Genomic DNA, 15,409 nt, shown 5'->3' on the forward strand with positions numbered 1-15,409 from the left:
TATTTCGTTTTATGTGTTTAAGCGATGCTATTTATGTGCTGAGTACTTAAGGTGGGAATTTGATTTCAATGTGTTATCTATTTTCTGTTGAAATGGATAACAGCACTCATCTCATGCCCGCCAAATAGCATATCCAAAATGTTAATAACAAAATGATTTACTAAACCGTCAATATGACGGTTGTTTTAAATAATTCCAACAAAATGTTGGTTTCTTATGCAGTTAGAATCGGTATAGAATGAGAAAAATAAGGAAAGCTTGGTAACGGTATGGACAAGTTTGATCATAAGATTGTGGATCTGCTCAGGCACAACGCTCGGCTGTCGGTGACTGAAATTTCGGATAAAGTAAACCTTTCTCGTTCTGCGGTAACGGCCCGTATTCGTAAGCTAGAGCATGACAAAGTGATTCTAGGGTATCACGCTGAAATTGCGCCTTCGGGTGGGGATTCGATTTGCGCCTATTTTGCCTTAAAGTTCGATAAATCAACCTCTACGTATTATTGCGAATCATACGCGGACGAGTTATACAAAATTGATGGCGTAAAATGGTGTCATGCGATCAGCGGTGAGACGGACATGATGGTTTTTGTCGAAGTGCCTACGATGGCTCGCTTGAACGAAATCAGAGATCAAATTCAACGATATCCAGAGCTTCGAAACCTGATGACTCATACCGTCTTAGCTGAATTCTTTAACACGACTGGGAACCTGTTTGTGAAGTGACCATGAATGGATGCCATGTTGAAAACCCTTCTGAGCGAATATGTTAAACAACATTAATTTGAATCTACTTAGATCCCTGCATGTACTTTTAGAGGAGTGTCATGTCAGCCGGACCGCAGACCGTTTGCACATTACGCAGTCTGCCGTCAGTCGACAGCTTGCACAATTGCGCGATCTGTGTGGTGACCCACTGCTTATTCGTCAAGGTAATCAACTGATACCAACGCCACGAGCAATAGCGTTAAAATCAAAGCTTGATGCATTACTGGCTGAGTTTGACCATTTACTCGATGACCAACCTTTTGAGCCGCGGCAGTGGCAAGGTGAGCTTGTTATTGCTTCTAGTGACTACGTGGCGCAATACGTATTGCCCGATATTGCCTCTCACTTGGGTGAACAAGCGCCACAGTTAGATATGGCGTACCGACTGTGGCAACCCAACTTTCTTGATAAACTTCATGAGACGGGCATCCATATCGCGTCTTCTATGTATCCAGAAAAACCACAGAGTGTGTCGAGCGTTAAAATTGGTGAGGATTCATCAGTTTGTTTGATGAAATCTTCTCATCCGTTAGCAAAGCAGGACCAGATCAGTATTGAAGACTTGATTTCATATTCACACATCAAAGTGACTGGCGGCGGAGACAAAGATTCCTACACTGATTTAGCATTGAAAGAGCTAGGGCACACCCGCCACGTTACCTTTAAGGTTCCATTCTTCTCTGCTGCGATCAATCGCTTAGTTGCAAGTGAGCACCTGATGGTGGCTCCTGAACATATTGCCGTTAACCTCGCTAAGCATTGGGACTTAACCCATAAAGCATTACCACTCGAAACACCTATTCATCAATATTGGTTAATGTGGCACCCCAAATACGACACGGATCCTGCGCATAAATGGGTGCGAGAAGAGATTCGCTCAGTAATGCAAATCTCTGAATATTCCATTCGCTAATACGTACACCGTTTAGCTATGACTTGAAGTCATGATTAGTATGAATAACTTTGATTTCTAATTATACCTCTTCCGTTGATAGAGTGAGCTTCAAAGAGGGGAGATTCTTATGACACTAACAGTTTGGTTATCACTTTTTACCGTGTGTTTATTAGGGGCTATGTCACCAGGTCCCAGCTTAGCTATTGTCGCTAAGCACTCGTTGGCTGGTGGACGTATCAATGGATTAGCTACGGCTTGGGCTCATGCGTTTGGCATTGGTATATATGCGTTTATTACTTTGATTGGGCTCGCTGTTGTTTTGCAGCAAAGCCCGATGTTGTTCAAGACGATTAGCCTTGTGGGTGCTGCATATCTTGCGTATTTAGGGTTTAATGCTTTGCGTTCAAAAGGTGGTGTGGCTGCGAAGTTGGAGTCAGGTGAGGAAACAACGGTAATCCAGTCTGCGCGAGAAGGCTTTTTTATCTCGATTTTAAGTCCCAAAATTGCTTTGTTTTTTATCGCATTATTCAGTCAGTTTGTCGCGCTCGGTAATGATTTGAGTAATCAGATGATCATTGTTGCCACGCCGTTTGTTGTGGATGGGCTTTGGTACACCTTTATTACCCTAGTGCTATCGAGCTCTAAAGTCGTTGACAGAATTCGCTCTAAGGCAGTGTTGATTGATCGTTTGTCAGGGGTAGTACTCATGCTGCTGGCTCTTAGAGTGGTCGTAACGGTATAGACAAGCTCGCAAGACAGAAATACTAAAAGCAGCCCGTGTGGCTGCTTTTCAAAAAAGCACCCTGCCATTTTAAGGACAGGGTGAAAGCAAGAAGTTTCTCAGGAGCGGTCGGGGGAGAGAAACTCATCTAAATCTTATTTACTTACCGGCGAACCTCTTCAAATTCACCTTCAATCGCATCTGCTTTACCTGTATTAAACTCATATTCTTCGTGCATTTCTCTCTGCATTTTCTTGACGCGCTTTTCAATACGCTTGCCGGTAATTAATGCTGCGATGGTCAACGGAATCGCAATGATCAAGCTAAATACTAACGTAAAAAAGCCGGTAATCAGTGCTAGTGCAGTTACAATAATCCGATTCATAATCATGACCTCTCTGTAATTTATGTGCTCAGATTAATGCTGTGAACATGAACAAAACATGAATGCTGACGTTCACTTTGTCCGGAGAGTGTCAAATGAATGAAACGAAAAAACGCCTGAGGGTGATCAGGCGTATAAACGGGGAAAAATATTAGTAATGCGCATGGCGCTTATTATTTAGAACAAATATGAGATATTGTCCGCTACGCTATGTGGTTAACGTTGTGGAGCAAAGTTCACCTATCGAGGGAATGTTTGGTAACGAACACCCATCATTTGTTCCATACAGTGCACAACTTGGCAGCTGTAACCGAATTCGTTGTCGTACCAGATGTAAAGTACACAACGCTTGTCTTGTGCGATAGTCGCTTGACCATCTACGACGCCTGCATGGCGAGAGCCAACTAAGTCAGTTGATACAATTTCTGTTGAATCGGTGTAGTCAATCTGTGCCGAAAGCTCAGAGTTCAACGCCATTTCACGCAAGTAATCGTTCAGTGAATCACGGTCTACGTCTTCACCTAAGTTTAGATTAGCGACTGCCATAGAAACGTTTGGTGTCGGTACGCGAATCGCGTTGCCTGTTAGCTTGCCTGCAAGCTCTGGCAATGCTTTAGCAACTGCTTTTGCCGCACCTGTTGAAGTCAGAACCATGTTTAGTGAAGCACTACGTCCGCGACGGTCACCAGAGTGGAAGTTGTCGATCAAATTTTGGTCGTTTGTGTATGAGTGCACGGTTTCAATATGGCCAGAAAGAACACCATATTTATCGTTCAGAGCCTTAAGGACTGGCGTGATTGCATTTGTTGTACAGCTTGCCGCAGAGATGATGGTGTCATCTTCTTTAATTACCGACTCATTTACACCGAATACAACGTTTTTGATGTCACCTTTACCTGGTGCTGTTAGCAGTACTTTCTCTGCGCCTTGACACGCTAAGTGTTGGCTCAGGCCTTCAGAATCACGCCAAACACCTGTGTTATCAACAACTAGCGCGTTATTGATACCGAAAGCTGAATAGTCTACTTCGCTTGGGTTATTTGCGTAGATAATTTGGATGTAGTTGCCGTTAACGATCAGTGCTTTACGCTCTTCATCGATAACAATACTACCGTTGAACTGGCCGTGAACTGAGTCACGACGCAGCAGGCTAGCACGCTTCTCCAAATCGCCTTTTTTACCGCCACGAACCACAATCGCACGTAGTCTTAGTGGGTAACCTGGACCACTTTTCTCAATGAGAAGGCGAGTAAGTAGTCGACCAATGCGACCAAACCCGTAAAGAACCACATCACGCGCTTTCAATGAAGAATCTGCGTCGCGAGCGCCATCAAGTGCAGTGATAAGGAAATCGTTTAGAGAGCTTGTATCGTCATGTTCATTCCAGTACATAGTTGCCAATTGGCCAACATCGACACGGCATGAAGAAATGCTCATTTCACAAAGCGCTTGAATAATAGGCATCGTGTGCTCAAGCGAAAGTGGGTTACCGGTATAACGTCTTGCAACGCGATGAGTTTTGAGAATGTCTATAGTAGTAGCATTAATAAGCGTTTTACCAAACAGAACCACTTCGATTCCTTTTTGACGATATAGCTTACCAATTAGAGGGGAAATAGATTCAGCAATCGTTTGGCTAGTTTGCCAGTCTTGGAGATATTTCTCTGGACTCATTGTTGTATTAGACCTTTCACGTTTTGGGGGCTAACCATACTCTCTGCTGTTGCCTCTTCGGCAGCGTGCAAGAGTGTGGTGGGTTATGTAATCGGGTTGTAATAGTTATGTGTGCGGATTCTAAGGTCGGAGTCCTTATTCTGCTAGGAAAATTAAATCCAGTGTAAAACACTACTTAAGGGGACGTTAGTGGTGGATTAATGTGACTAAAGCAGTGGTTTTCACGTATTGACATTTAGAAAGTAACTTACTTTTTTTGCGATGATAACGTTTGCTTTCAAATTATTTTTGTTGACAAAAATGGATATTTTGCATTTTTGTGTGATTTGACTCGATAAGGCAACTCAATAGGTAAACATACAATAGATGATTTCCTGAAAAGTGATGCGACTCTTAGTTGTGAGTGAAACTTTATTGTTTGCATCCAACTTTAAGATCAAAAAATATGACTTGAATCACAATTGCCACTTCATTAGCCGATGATAAAACACTCACAATAACCATAATCTAGGTAGGTGAATGTTGTTTGAAAGTAACAATGTCGTATATGCCTTTCAATGCAAGAAACTAGTCTAATATTAAATAAACGGATGAAATCAACCATTAGGCTGATGGATGTTGAGATTATCAATAAAAACACGCTTAGCACTCCTCGCACTATTACCCGCTGTGGTAATAGTGGTGTTTGCAGTTCAGCAGTTTTCTGATAATGCGTTGCGCGTGAGCCGTCTCAATCAAACGGTTAGCAATATTCAAGGTTTCCAATTGATATCCAAGGCCTCCCACTTTATTTACTCCATAGAGAAAGTACGCCGACAGCCTGATCTTCAAGTCTCTGCAGCCATTAATATTGAAGAACAAGGTGAAGTTATTTCTTCTTTGCATCAAAAGTTTGTGAGTAACCCTAATACTGCTGAGTATGCTGATGAACTGAAAGAAGCCATGCTGGGGGTATTGTCAGGTAGATTGAGTGAGATGGACGACCTGGGTGATTGGGCATTTCAACAGCTCCAAAATATGTCGCGCTCTTTGTTGCAAAATCATCAATGGTATGGCAGTGACGATGGCATTCGCATGCAAAATTTTATTGCCTACCTTGCTCAGCTCTCTTTTTGGACACAGAAAGAAGCTTGGCTGACGAACCGTTTAGTCCAAGACCCTAAGAGTCGGCTAAGTCAAAGTATGTTTTATCAGGCGATTGACAGACAGCAGCAAAATTTGGATGCGTTTTTAAACTTAGGTGGGTCATACGAGCAAGTGGATAAATTGCTTGGCTTGTTTACTTCGCCGAGATATCAGAGAAACTTGGCGTCTCGCGGACAATTAATGTCAGGAGACATGTCACAAAGTGACTACGCCGCGTATTTAAAAGAACTCGATTTTCGTGTGCAGCGCTTACAAGTGCTCATTGATGGGTTCACCAAACAAACTGAGCAGTCGCTTCTCACGCAGGTTCATGAACAAAAGGCCAATATAGCGATGATCAGTTTTGGCGTCGCCTTAGTGGTTATCCTGCTTTGTTGGCTCGGATTTAGTACTTGGTTCCGAGTTAACAGCAAACTCGATGCGATCATTCATACTTTAAACGCGTTGATCAACTCCGAAGAGAAGCAAACAAAAGTCAAAGTTGATGGAAGTGATGAACTGACCATTTTTGCTCAGCAAGTGAATCGAGTGGTTGAAGAAATGCAGAGACAAACTGAAGAAATACTGCATGCAAAAGAGTCAGCAGTGTCGGCTAATCGTGCAAAATCTGTGTTTCTTGCCAACATGTCACATGAAATACGCACGCCCCTTAACGGGATCATGGGCATGACAGAAATACTCTCTCAAAGTGAGTTGTCTTCGCATCAACAAGAAGTTGTTGATGACATTGACTCATCATCTCAAACGCTGCTTACTTTACTTAACGATATATTGGATCTCTCTAAAATCGAGTCTGGACGATTGGAGCTGTCACTAGTAGAAGCGGATATCCGAGAAGTCGTGTATCAGTCGATGATTTTATTCCAATCCAAAGCAACATCTAAACAGCTAAAGTTAGGTATTAATTTAGCTGAAAATATCCCCATTCGCGTGATGGTCGATGATCATCGTGTCAAACAGGTAGTTACGAATCTGGTATCGAATGCGGTTAAGTTTACCGAAAGTGGGCATGTATGCGTTGATGTTAGTTATGAAGAGTTACCTGAGAAAGAACGTGGAGTGCTGACGTTTAAAGTAGAAGATACCGGAATAGGCATTGATCAAGATAAGTTAACCACGATTTTTGAACCCTTTACTCAGGAAGATGAAGGAGTGTCGAGGCAATTTGGCGGCACAGGGTTGGGTTTGGCAATTTGTTGTCAGCTTGTGTCGATGATGGGGGGCAAGCTCGTAGCAACATCTACAAAAGGAGTGGGCACATGCTTTGAATTCTCGATTGAGGTTGAAGCAATTCCGGTGTTTGGCTGGCGTTCTGAGGTGATTAATAAAGGGCTTTTGATCTGCTCAAATTACGACTACGCCGACCAAGTATTAAAAGAGTGTCGCTTAGCGAAAATCAATCTCTTTGGTGTTAATAATGTGAATGAAGTGCAAGCGATAAATGATGACTTTGATGTCATATTTCTGTGCCACAGTAACGACGCTAATACCGATGAAATCTTGGATAATCTATCATTTAATTACGATCTTCGCCGTGTGATTATTTGCCAGCATCATTTATCCACTCCCTACGAAAATGCAGAAAAAGTACATGCCGTACTCACATTACCTTTCCTTGGCAATCGATTTAAGCATGTCATTGATGATTTAGCTAAGGTTGAAAAGACTATATCAAGTGACAATGTCACCAATAATGTTGTCAGCTCTGAATATCGAGCGTCGCGCTCTCATCGGAGGATCTTAATTGCGGAGGATAACTTGATGAACCAGAAAATAGCGAGTTTCTTTCTGGATAAAGCAGGTTATGACTATTTGATAACAAGCAACGGTCAAGAAGCGTTAGAAGCCATCACAAAGGGAGAAGAATTCGATGCAATTTTAATGGACTGCATGATGCCCGTGATGGATGGACTGACCGCGACGAAAGAAATTCGTCGTTGGGAAAAGAAAGCAGGACGTGAAAAAACGATGATTATCGCACTCACTGCGAGTGTTTTGGAAGAAGACATCCACAACTGTTTTGCGGCAGGCATGGATGCTTATTTACCTAAGCCGTATAAATCGAACCAGTTGTTTGAGCTCTTTAGTGAATTAAAACTCGCCTAGCTAACATTTCAACTTAGACAAGGTGTCAAAACGATTAAGCCCCATTTCAGGGGCTTAGTTCTGATTATTCATCGTTACGCGTTGGCTTGAGCGCCTGCGAGTTTGCGTATGGTTTGGCGATAGGTTAGGTATGCGGAAACACCAGCTAACAGGTTGCCGATACAAGCGCCTAAGAGTAAACCTCGGATTCCATCCATTTGAGCGCCAACCCACAAGCACGGTAGGAAAAAGACAAACAAGCGCAGCGCTGAAATAGTGAGCGCGGTGTAAGATTTGCCTAATGCATTACAAAGAGAAACCATTAGCATACAAACCCCTAATGAACCCAAACTGATCGGCACTATCAGTAAATGCATTTCCAAGACTTGCTCCACTTGCACATCACTTGTCATCAATAATGCGAGTGGGTTTGCGACGGCAAATGTAATGGCAGCAATCAAAAGTTGGAAACCTAGAATGAATTTTACGGCAATACTGACGAGCCTTTGGATATCTTCATAGTTCTTTGCTCCAAGTAAGCGTCCAACCATTGGAGGCATAGACATTGTCAGCGCCAAGACCGAAACGATAGCAAAGAACTCATAGCGTGAACCAAGCGCCCAAGCGGCGACTGCTGCGGTTCCAAAGCTTGCCAATAATTTTGTTGCTAGCATGGAAGACAACGGTGGCAGCAGTTGGCTAATCATCGCAGGGCCCATAATGTTACCGATAGATGCAACACTTTTGGCTACGTTAAGATCTTGCCATTGTGTCGTTGCCCAGTGATTCTTTTTCACGCGAGGAGCGACGACTAAAATACCAAACCCAAAAGCGACGATGGTTGCTATTGCCGCTCCGTTAATACCCAAGTCAAACGTGAAAATAAATAGCGGGTCGAGCACAAGGTTCACGCCGCTGGTTATCATCATCATTGTGCCAGGTAACATTGTATTGCCATTAGCTCGGCAGATACTGTAGTAAAAATACAAAACTGCACCAGTCCATGAGCTTAATAACCACCAAGGCCAGTAACTGTCGATTATCGGCATAACAGATTCTGGAGCGCTTAATAGAGCTAAAATGGGGTAGCGCAAAAGCCAAATTAGCCCGCCAAAAATAGCGACACCAATTGAGCCGATCATCAATACCAATCCGCCAAGTTGTTTGGCATACCGACTTTCATTCGCCCCAAGAGCTTTAGAAATGACCGCTGTCGTTGCGATCCCTAGACCGACTTGAATACCGATAATGACCATTTGCAAAGGCAGAGTGAAACCTTGAGCGGCTAACGGTAAAACGCCGAGCTGACCGATAAACGCACTATCCACAAGCTGAAAGCTCATTAAAGACAGAACGCCAAATAGCATTGGCCAGGTCATCGTAAATAATTGTTTTGCAAGCGTTGGTTGTGTACTTGTCGTAGTTGAAGACATAGAAAGCTGAATGCGTTAGGAATAAGAGTTAGATTGATTGTACACGGCGGTTAGTTTAGAGACAAAAATAAACCCCGAGGAAGATATTCTTGCTCGGGGTTCGAAAATCTAGCTTACGCGTTTATTTTTTGCCGCTAGTTTGCTTGTCTTCTTCAGTCAGCTCACGAATGCGACGGCTGATGTCACGACGTGCTTTAGAGATCTCAGCGCTTTTAATGATGTGGTCATCAACACGATCTTCATAGTCTGCTTTCATATTTTTGATGATTGCGACGATTTCATCGTGAGTCATTTCTGGTTTGATGTAGTCTAGAAGGTTTTCTAGAAGATCAACACGTTTACGGTTATCACGAACTTTCTTCTCGTTATCAAGAAGCTCACGTTTTAATTTGTTTTTACGACGAGCTTGGTTAACGATTTCAAATACGCTACTCATAGTTCTCTTTCCTAATTTTATGAATATCTTCCTCGATTAAAGCACAACATCCAGTGGCATAACAGTCTTTAGATCAATAGCAATGCAGAGTTGAACATTTCTCAACCAATTGCGCTGTGTCCATATAATCGTGCTGCTTTCTTCGAGTTTTGGCCAACATCGTAGAATCCATCGATTCATTGTCATAACGTGGCCTTCACTATATTATCAACACCATTGAATGCAAAATGATGAACTTGATATGGACTCTGGTAACACTGCGGAGCAAGTAAATAGTCAAGATAATGAGCAAGTCACTCGCTCTGTGGCTGAAAAGTTAAAAACGGCGTATATCAACGCACGCGAGCAACTCGAAATCATCGAAGTTGAGCTTAATCGTTCAAAAATAATGATGGTCGACCAAGATGGCAATTTGACGAGAGTGCCGATTCTCTCGGAGCATTGATACCTGACCCTATTCGTAAGGGGTGTCAGGTCTTACGCTATGCTTTAGCCTGACACCAACACCTGAACCGCTAACGCTTCTTGCACTGCTGTGTGAATTTATGGCGTATGATTTCGAAGCGATTTAGGTACAAAGTCAAATGCAAAAATAATAAGGAAATGCATTATGAAAGTTGAGCTAACGGCAATTGAAGCACGAGTTATTGGTTGCTTGATCGAAAAAGAAGTCACTACCCCAGATCTTTACCCCCTCAGCCTGAACGCATTAACCAACGCGTGTAATCAAAAAAGCAACCGTGATCCCGTGATGTCACTCTCTGAGTCAGACGTACTCGATGCCGTTGATGCTCTTATTGAGCGCAGGCTCGTCAGTGACGAAAGTGCGTTCAACAGCCGCGTCAGCAAGTATCAACACCGTTTCTGTAATACGGAGTTTGGTGATTTAAAGCTGACTGAGCAGGAGAAGGGCATTGTATGCTGTATGCTTTTGCGCGGTGCTCAAACACCTGGGGAAATTCGCACTCGTACTAATCGTCTCGCGACATTTCATGATGTAAAAGAAGTGGAAACGGTCCTTGAGCATTTAGCAAGTGAAGAGAAAGGACCATTAGTGGTCAAATTACCACGTGAGGCTGGTAAGCGGGAGTCGCGTTATATGCATTTGTTCTGTGGTGATGTTGATGCGTCCGAACTTGCAGCGCCTGTGTCTGCTGCAAGCTCGAGCTCCGATCGAGTAAGTCAGCTAGAGCTCGAAGTCGCTCAGCTGAAAGAAGAGCTGGATGAATTAAAAGCTAAGGTTGAGTCACTGCTTTCATGATGGAAAATACAACGCAGCGTTGGAGTGTCTATCTGATACGAAATAACCGCAACGCGTTGTATTGTGGTGTTACCAATGATGTTGAACGAAGATTCAATCAGCACCAAACCGGAAAAGGAGCGAAAGCTTTGAAGGGAAAAGGCCCTTTGGTATTGGAATGGTCATCGGATTTTGACTCAAAGACGCTTGCCATGCGAGCAGAGTACTATATTAAGCAACTAACTAAAGCGAAAAAAGAGCTGCTCGTTATGTCAAAAGCAAATATTGTCGTCGACGAACATCAACAAATGATGTTAGAGATAGTGGCACTCTGATAAGCCCTTGCTACGCAAAGATACACGGAAACCGCCTATGTCACATTGGCGGTTTCTTTTTGTTTTTGGAGTACCATGTAGGAATAAACTGACGCATAATGGGCTGGTGTTCTGTTTAAAGGTCCTGAATATGAAAAGCGCGAAATGTCTCTACGTCATCGAGACAAAGGAAGCGACTCAATGTACTTTATTTGCATCCACTCAGACCAAGAACCAATTTACTATTGAAACAGACACTAAGAGGAAGGTAGATTACAAGAGTATAGGATGACTCGGCTAGGTAATGAATAGAGCTGAATTAGGCTCATAAAAAAGCTAAAAGAGCAGTAGATGAAAAAAGCGTTAGTATTCTCCCTGATTTCAATGGCCGCTTTTACGCCGAATGTGCAGGCCACCCAAGTTCTTAATGGGTATTGGGCATATCAAGAATTTTTAGACCAGTTTCCACAACAGAAGCAGCTAACTAGTGCGTTGGCTGAAGTGGTAAGAGAAACCCCTGTACCCGTAGCAAAAGACAAAAAGCGTCCACTGAAAATTTCTGTTGTTTATCCAGGGCAGCAGATCTCTGATTATTGGATTCGAAACATCGATGCGTTTGAAAAACGCCTAGATAAGCTTGATATCGACTATCAACTAAATCAAGTGTTTACTCGTCCTAATGCAGATATAAAGCAGCAAAGTTTGTCTTTAATGGAGGCGCTGAAAAGCAACTCCGATTACTTGATCTTTACTCTAGATACCACAAGACATCGTAAGTTTGTTGAGCATGTCTTAGATTCAAAGAAAACCAAGTTAATTTTACAAAATATCACCACACCTGTTAGGGATTGGGAACATCATCAGCCGTTTCTTTATGTTGGTTTCGACCACGCAGAAGGAAGTCGTGAATTGGCCGTTGAGTTTGGCAAGCGTTTCCCTAAACATAGCCACTATAGTGTTCTCTATTTCTCGGAGGGCTACATTAGTGACATCAGAGGCAACACTTTTATCAACCAAGTGAACCGCGATAACCAGTTTGAACTACAATCTGCTTACTACACCAAAGCAACAAAGCAATCTGGGTATGAAGCGGCAAAAGCCAGTTTGGAGAAGTATCCGGACGTTGATTTCATTTACGCGTGTTCTACCGATGTAGCATTAGGTGCTGTTGACGCTCTTAAAGAGTTAGGTCGTGACGATGTAATGATCAATGGTTGGGGCGGCGGTTCAGCAGAGTTAGAGGCGCTTTCTAAAGGGGAGTTAGACGTTACCGTTATGCGTATGAACGATGATACAGGTATTGCAATGGCTGAGGCCATTAAGTGGGATTTAGAAGGAAAGCCAGTTCCCACCGTTTACTCTGGTGATTTTGAAGTCGTTACCAAATCGGACTCTCCAGAAAGAATTGAAGCATTAAGAAAACGTGCATTTAGATACTCAGATAATTGATGACAACTACATCAAAAACAAGAAAGCGTCGCTCATTGTCGACGCTTATTACCAAAATAATTATTCTCGTACTTGCTCCGATCATTCTAGGCATCTTTGTTCAGAGTTATTACTTCTCGAAGCAGATTATTTGGCAGGAAGTCGACCGAACCAAGCAGCAGACCTCTGCCCTGATCCTGAACATTTTTGATAGCCATTTTGCAGCGATTCAGATTCATCACAACAGCAATTCGAAAAGTGATGTTGTATTGGATTTTTATACAGAACGTGATGAAGAGGCACTCAATTACTTTTTCATGAGTATTGACCAGAGTGATCCTTCCCATACACCAGAGTTTCGTTTCCTAACCGATCATCAAGGTATTATTTGGGACGATGGCAACGCGCATTTCTATGGCATCAACAACCTGATACTTAGCCGACTTGCCAGTCAGGTGACCTTTAGCAACAACTGGTATTATCTACCCTCACAGACCCCGATGGGAGCTCGCCATCTGTTACTTCGTCGCGTACCCGTTTTACAACCTAAAACCGGTGAAGTGATGGGGTACTCTTATAATGTTGTTGTTTTAGATAATAACTTTGGGTTAATGGAAAGGTTAAAAAATGAAGGCAACGTCGACAATGTTGTGTTGGTCGCTAACAACACACCATTGGCAAGCTCATTAGTAGGAGATGAGGCTTATCAAATATTTGACGTACTCAAACGACGAGAGTCCCAGCACAAGCTTGACCAATTATTGATCATCAAAACCCCTATTGAGGTAAATGCCGCCGAGACTGACTTGTGCTTGCTTACTGTGCAAGACAATCAGAGCGTGGTGACATTGCAAATCCAACACCTGTTAGCAATGCTAGCCTCAGTTATCGGTATGGTCATGATTGCGCTGATGACTAAAGAATGGATCGAGAATCGAGTAGTTGAAGAGTTAGGATCCCTGATGGCATATACCCGCTCGGCTCGTGAAGAAAAAGGATTTGAGCGTTTTGAGGGGTCAGATATTGAGGAATTCGATCATATTGGTTCGACACTAGAAAACACTTTTGAAGAGCTTGAAGCACAAAAGCGGTCTTTCCGCGACCTGTTTAACTTTGCGTTATCACCTATTATGGTGTGGTCTGAATCGGGTGTACTTGTCCAAATCAATCCGGCAGCACGCAAAGAGTTAGTCATGGAAAACGATGTTGAAACCATGCACCCAGTGTTCAAAGGTTTCAAAGAAAAGTTGATGCCACACCTTCGCATGGCGGCTCAGGGAGCTACGTTGACAGGCGTTAATGTGCCAATTGGAGACAAAGTATATCGCTGGAACTTATCGCCGATTCGAGTTGATGGAGATATTAGCGGTATTATTGTTCAAGGTCAGGATATAACCACGCTTGTTGAGGCGGAAAAACAGAGTAACTTGGCGCGCAAAGAAGCAGAAAAATCTGCTCAAGCCCGTGCCGACTTTCTGGCTAAAATGAGCCATGAGATCCGAACGCCAATCAATGGAATTTTAGGGGTTGCTCAATTGCTAAAAGACTCTGTGGAAACAGAAGAGCAGAATAACCAAATTGACGTACTTCGGCATAGTGGTGAGCACTTACTTGCTGTTTTGAATGATATTTTGGACTTTTCGAAGATTGAGCAGGGTAAGTTTAATATCCAAAAGCACCCGTTTTCTTTCACTGATACAATTCGAACGTTAGAAAACATTTATCGTCCTATTTGTGAAAGTAAAGGCGTCAACCTTGTCATTGAAAACAAAATAGATCCCAATGTTGAAATCTTTACTGACTAAGTTCGTCTGAACCAAATTTTATTCAACCTAGTCAGTAATTCTGTGAAGTTTACGCCCTCGGGTAGCGTGCGCTTGCATGCTGAACTTGAGCAGTTCTATGGCGCTGACAATAGCGTGCTGGTCGTGGAAATTTCGGATACAGGTATCGGCATCGAGTCTGACAAACTCGACCAAATGTTCGAACCTTTTGTTCAAGAAGAAGCAACAACGACTCGAGAATATGGTGGCAGTGGCTTAGGGCTGACCATTGTGAAGAGTCTTGTCGACATGCTGGAAGGTGATGTTCAAGTCCGCAGTCAGAAAGGCTTAGGAACGACTTTTGTCATTACAATGCCAGTGAAAGATCGTGAGCGAGTACTCACCCCTCTTGATTCGAGTTTGCGAGTTAAGCCAGGTGAACTATTTGCAGAGAGTCTCAAAGTGTTGTTGGTAGAGGATAACCATACTAACGCATTCATTCTAAAAGCGTTTTGTAACAAGTACAAAATGCAGGTTGATTGGGCGAAAGATGGGTTAGAAGCAATGGAATTCTTAAAAGATCATACTTACGATTTGATACTGATGGACAACCAACTTCCGCATCTTGGTGGAATTGAAACGACCAAAGAGATCCGACAAAAGCTAAAACTAGGCACGCCAATTTATGCGTGTACTGCTGACACCGCGAAAGAAACCAGTGACGCCTTTATGGAATCGGGTGCGAATTACGTGCTTCTCAAGCCGATTAAAGAAAATGCGCTCCATGAAGCATTTGTGGATTTTAAGCAGCGGTTCTTAGTCGAGCGAACATGAATAATTGGCTCACTACGAGATAACCCAATTATTCATTATCTGAAAAGCACAACACCATGACTGTGGGTTGTGCTTTTTTGTATCTGACCCTTTTACTCTTATACAAATCAGACTTTATTGGTCTCGACGTTTGTTGTGTACATCGCTGCATTTCAAATTCAAACATAGTGTTGTGTTACTTAGATTTCTGCCCCTTCACTGACACACCCAATGTGATTTCAATCACAAAAAAATATTTACTTAGCGTGCTAACTATTTTATATTACTTAGCACGCTAAGTAATTGAGT

At 42.8% G+C, this 15,409-nt stretch carries 12 protein-coding genes and 1 pseudogene; 9 read left to right on the top strand and 4 right to left on the bottom strand.

Annotated features, from left to right (window positions below; translation table 11 throughout):
• Positions 1-269 precede the first annotated feature (269 nt).
• From R7Q47_RS06555 to R7Q47_RS06565, 3 genes are all read left to right on the top strand, one after another.
• A complete protein-coding gene (locus R7Q47_RS06555; RefSeq protein WP_154204236.1) occupies positions 270-725 on the top strand; it encodes an Lrp/AsnC family transcriptional regulator in 456 nt (151 codons plus the stop codon).
• 40 nt (positions 726-765) lie between these two features.
• The gene (locus R7Q47_RS06560; protein ID WP_017819875.1) at positions 766-1,680 is read left to right on the top strand and encodes a LysR family transcriptional regulator; all 915 of its coding nucleotides are present in this window, start codon (positions 766-768) and stop codon (positions 1,678-1,680) included.
• A 109-nt stretch (positions 1,681-1,789) separates the two neighbouring features.
• Positions 1,790-2,404 carry a LysE family translocator gene (locus R7Q47_RS06565; RefSeq protein WP_005373611.1) on the top strand — a complete coding sequence of 205 codons (615 nt, stop codon included), beginning with the start codon at positions 1,790-1,792 and terminating at the stop codon, positions 2,402-2,404.
• Positions 2,405-2,546: 142 nt separating this feature from the next.
• Here R7Q47_RS06565 and R7Q47_RS06570 read toward each other — a convergent pair whose 3' ends face one another.
• The gene (locus R7Q47_RS06570) at positions 2,547-2,768 is read right to left on the bottom strand and encodes a hypothetical protein (RefSeq protein WP_005373607.1); all 222 of its coding nucleotides are present in this window, start codon (positions 2,766-2,768) and stop codon (positions 2,547-2,549) included.
• Between the two features lie 240 nt (positions 2,769-3,008).
• Positions 3,009-4,442 carry a glyceraldehyde-3-phosphate dehydrogenase gene (locus tag R7Q47_RS06575; protein ID WP_005373606.1) on the bottom strand — a complete coding sequence of 478 codons (1,434 nt, stop codon included), beginning with the start codon at positions 4,440-4,442 and terminating at the stop codon, positions 3,009-3,011.
• 615 nt (positions 4,443-5,057) lie between these two features.
• On the opposite strand from R7Q47_RS06575, the gene R7Q47_RS06580 reads away from it, so the two are divergent.
• A complete protein-coding gene (locus tag R7Q47_RS06580) occupies positions 5,058-7,694 on the top strand; it encodes an ATP-binding protein (RefSeq protein WP_158159481.1) in 2,637 nt (878 codons plus the stop codon).
• A gap of 74 nt (positions 7,695-7,768) precedes the next feature.
• Here the strand turns inward: R7Q47_RS06580 and R7Q47_RS06585 are convergent, their stop codons facing one another.
• Together R7Q47_RS06585 and R7Q47_RS06590 are read right to left on the bottom strand one after the other, a co-directional pair.
• A complete protein-coding gene (locus R7Q47_RS06585; protein WP_005385628.1) occupies positions 7,769-9,106 on the bottom strand; it encodes an MATE family efflux transporter in 1,338 nt (445 codons plus the stop codon).
• 121 nt (positions 9,107-9,227) lie between these two features.
• Complete coding sequence (locus tag R7Q47_RS06590) at positions 9,228-9,542, bottom strand: DUF496 family protein (RefSeq protein ID WP_005373603.1); 315 nt, start codon at positions 9,540-9,542, stop codon at positions 9,228-9,230.
• Positions 9,543-9,762: 220 nt separating this feature from the next.
• Here R7Q47_RS06590 and R7Q47_RS06595 point away from each other — a divergent pair, with 220 nt between their 5' ends.
• The 5 genes and pseudogenes from R7Q47_RS06595 to luxQ all read left to right on the top strand — a co-directional run bounded on the left by R7Q47_RS06595 (position 9,763) and on the right by luxQ (position 15,121).
• Positions 9,763-9,987: a hypothetical protein gene (locus tag R7Q47_RS06595; protein WP_005385630.1), complete on the top strand. Its 225-nt coding sequence runs from the start codon at positions 9,763-9,765 to the stop codon at positions 9,985-9,987.
• 165 nt (positions 9,988-10,152) lie between these two features.
• Complete coding sequence (locus R7Q47_RS06600) at positions 10,153-10,803, top strand: YceH family protein (RefSeq protein ID WP_005373594.1); 651 nt, start codon at positions 10,153-10,155, stop codon at positions 10,801-10,803.
• The gene (locus R7Q47_RS06605) at positions 10,800-11,117 is read left to right on the top strand and encodes a GIY-YIG nuclease family protein (RefSeq protein WP_005373593.1); all 318 of its coding nucleotides are present in this window, start codon (positions 10,800-10,802) and stop codon (positions 11,115-11,117) included. Before R7Q47_RS06600 ends, R7Q47_RS06605 begins: the two co-directional genes overlap by 4 nt.
• 330 nt (positions 11,118-11,447) lie before the next feature.
• A complete protein-coding gene (locus R7Q47_RS06610) occupies positions 11,448-12,545 on the top strand; it encodes an autoinducer 2-binding periplasmic protein LuxP (RefSeq protein WP_104980502.1) in 1,098 nt (365 codons plus the stop codon).
• Positions 12,545-15,121, top strand: a pseudogene (luxQ, locus tag R7Q47_RS06615) (quorum-sensing autoinducer 2 sensor kinase/phosphatase LuxQ). Before R7Q47_RS06610 ends, luxQ begins: the two are co-directional and overlap by 1 nt.
• Positions 15,122-15,409 lie beyond the last annotated feature (288 nt).

Source organism: Vibrio sp. Vb0349 (genome assembly GCF_033338975.1).

Bases quoted from the DNA above. Each gene is read 5' to 3' on its own strand.
- R7Q47_RS06555 (WP_154204236.1), top strand. From the start codon at position 270: ATGGACAAGTTTGATCATAAGATTGTGGATCTGCTCAGGCACAACGCT.
- R7Q47_RS06560 (WP_017819875.1), top strand. From the start codon at position 766: ATGTTAAACAACATTAATTTGAATCTACTTAGATCCCTGCATGTACTT.
- R7Q47_RS06565 (WP_005373611.1), top strand. From the start codon at position 1,790: ATGACACTAACAGTTTGGTTATCACTTTTTACCGTGTGTTTATTAGGG.
- R7Q47_RS06570 (WP_005373607.1), bottom strand. From the start codon at position 2,768: ATGAATCGGATTATTGTAACTGCACTAGCACTGATTACCGGCTTTTTT.
- R7Q47_RS06575 (WP_005373606.1), bottom strand. From the start codon at position 4,442: ATGAGTCCAGAGAAATATCTCCAAGACTGGCAAACTAGCCAAACGATT.
- R7Q47_RS06580 (WP_158159481.1), top strand. From the start codon at position 5,058: ATGTTGAGATTATCAATAAAAACACGCTTAGCACTCCTCGCACTATTA.
- R7Q47_RS06585 (WP_005385628.1), bottom strand. From the start codon at position 9,106: ATGTCTTCAACTACGACAAGTACACAACCAACGCTTGCAAAACAATTA.
- R7Q47_RS06590 (WP_005373603.1), bottom strand. From the start codon at position 9,542: ATGAGTAGCGTATTTGAAATCGTTAACCAAGCTCGTCGTAAAAACAAA.
- R7Q47_RS06595 (WP_005385630.1), top strand. From the start codon at position 9,763: ATGCAAAATGATGAACTTGATATGGACTCTGGTAACACTGCGGAGCAA.
- R7Q47_RS06600 (WP_005373594.1), top strand. From the start codon at position 10,153: ATGAAAGTTGAGCTAACGGCAATTGAAGCACGAGTTATTGGTTGCTTG.
- R7Q47_RS06605 (WP_005373593.1), top strand. From the start codon at position 10,800: ATGATGGAAAATACAACGCAGCGTTGGAGTGTCTATCTGATACGAAAT.
- R7Q47_RS06610 (WP_104980502.1), top strand. From the start codon at position 11,448: ATGAAAAAAGCGTTAGTATTCTCCCTGATTTCAATGGCCGCTTTTACG.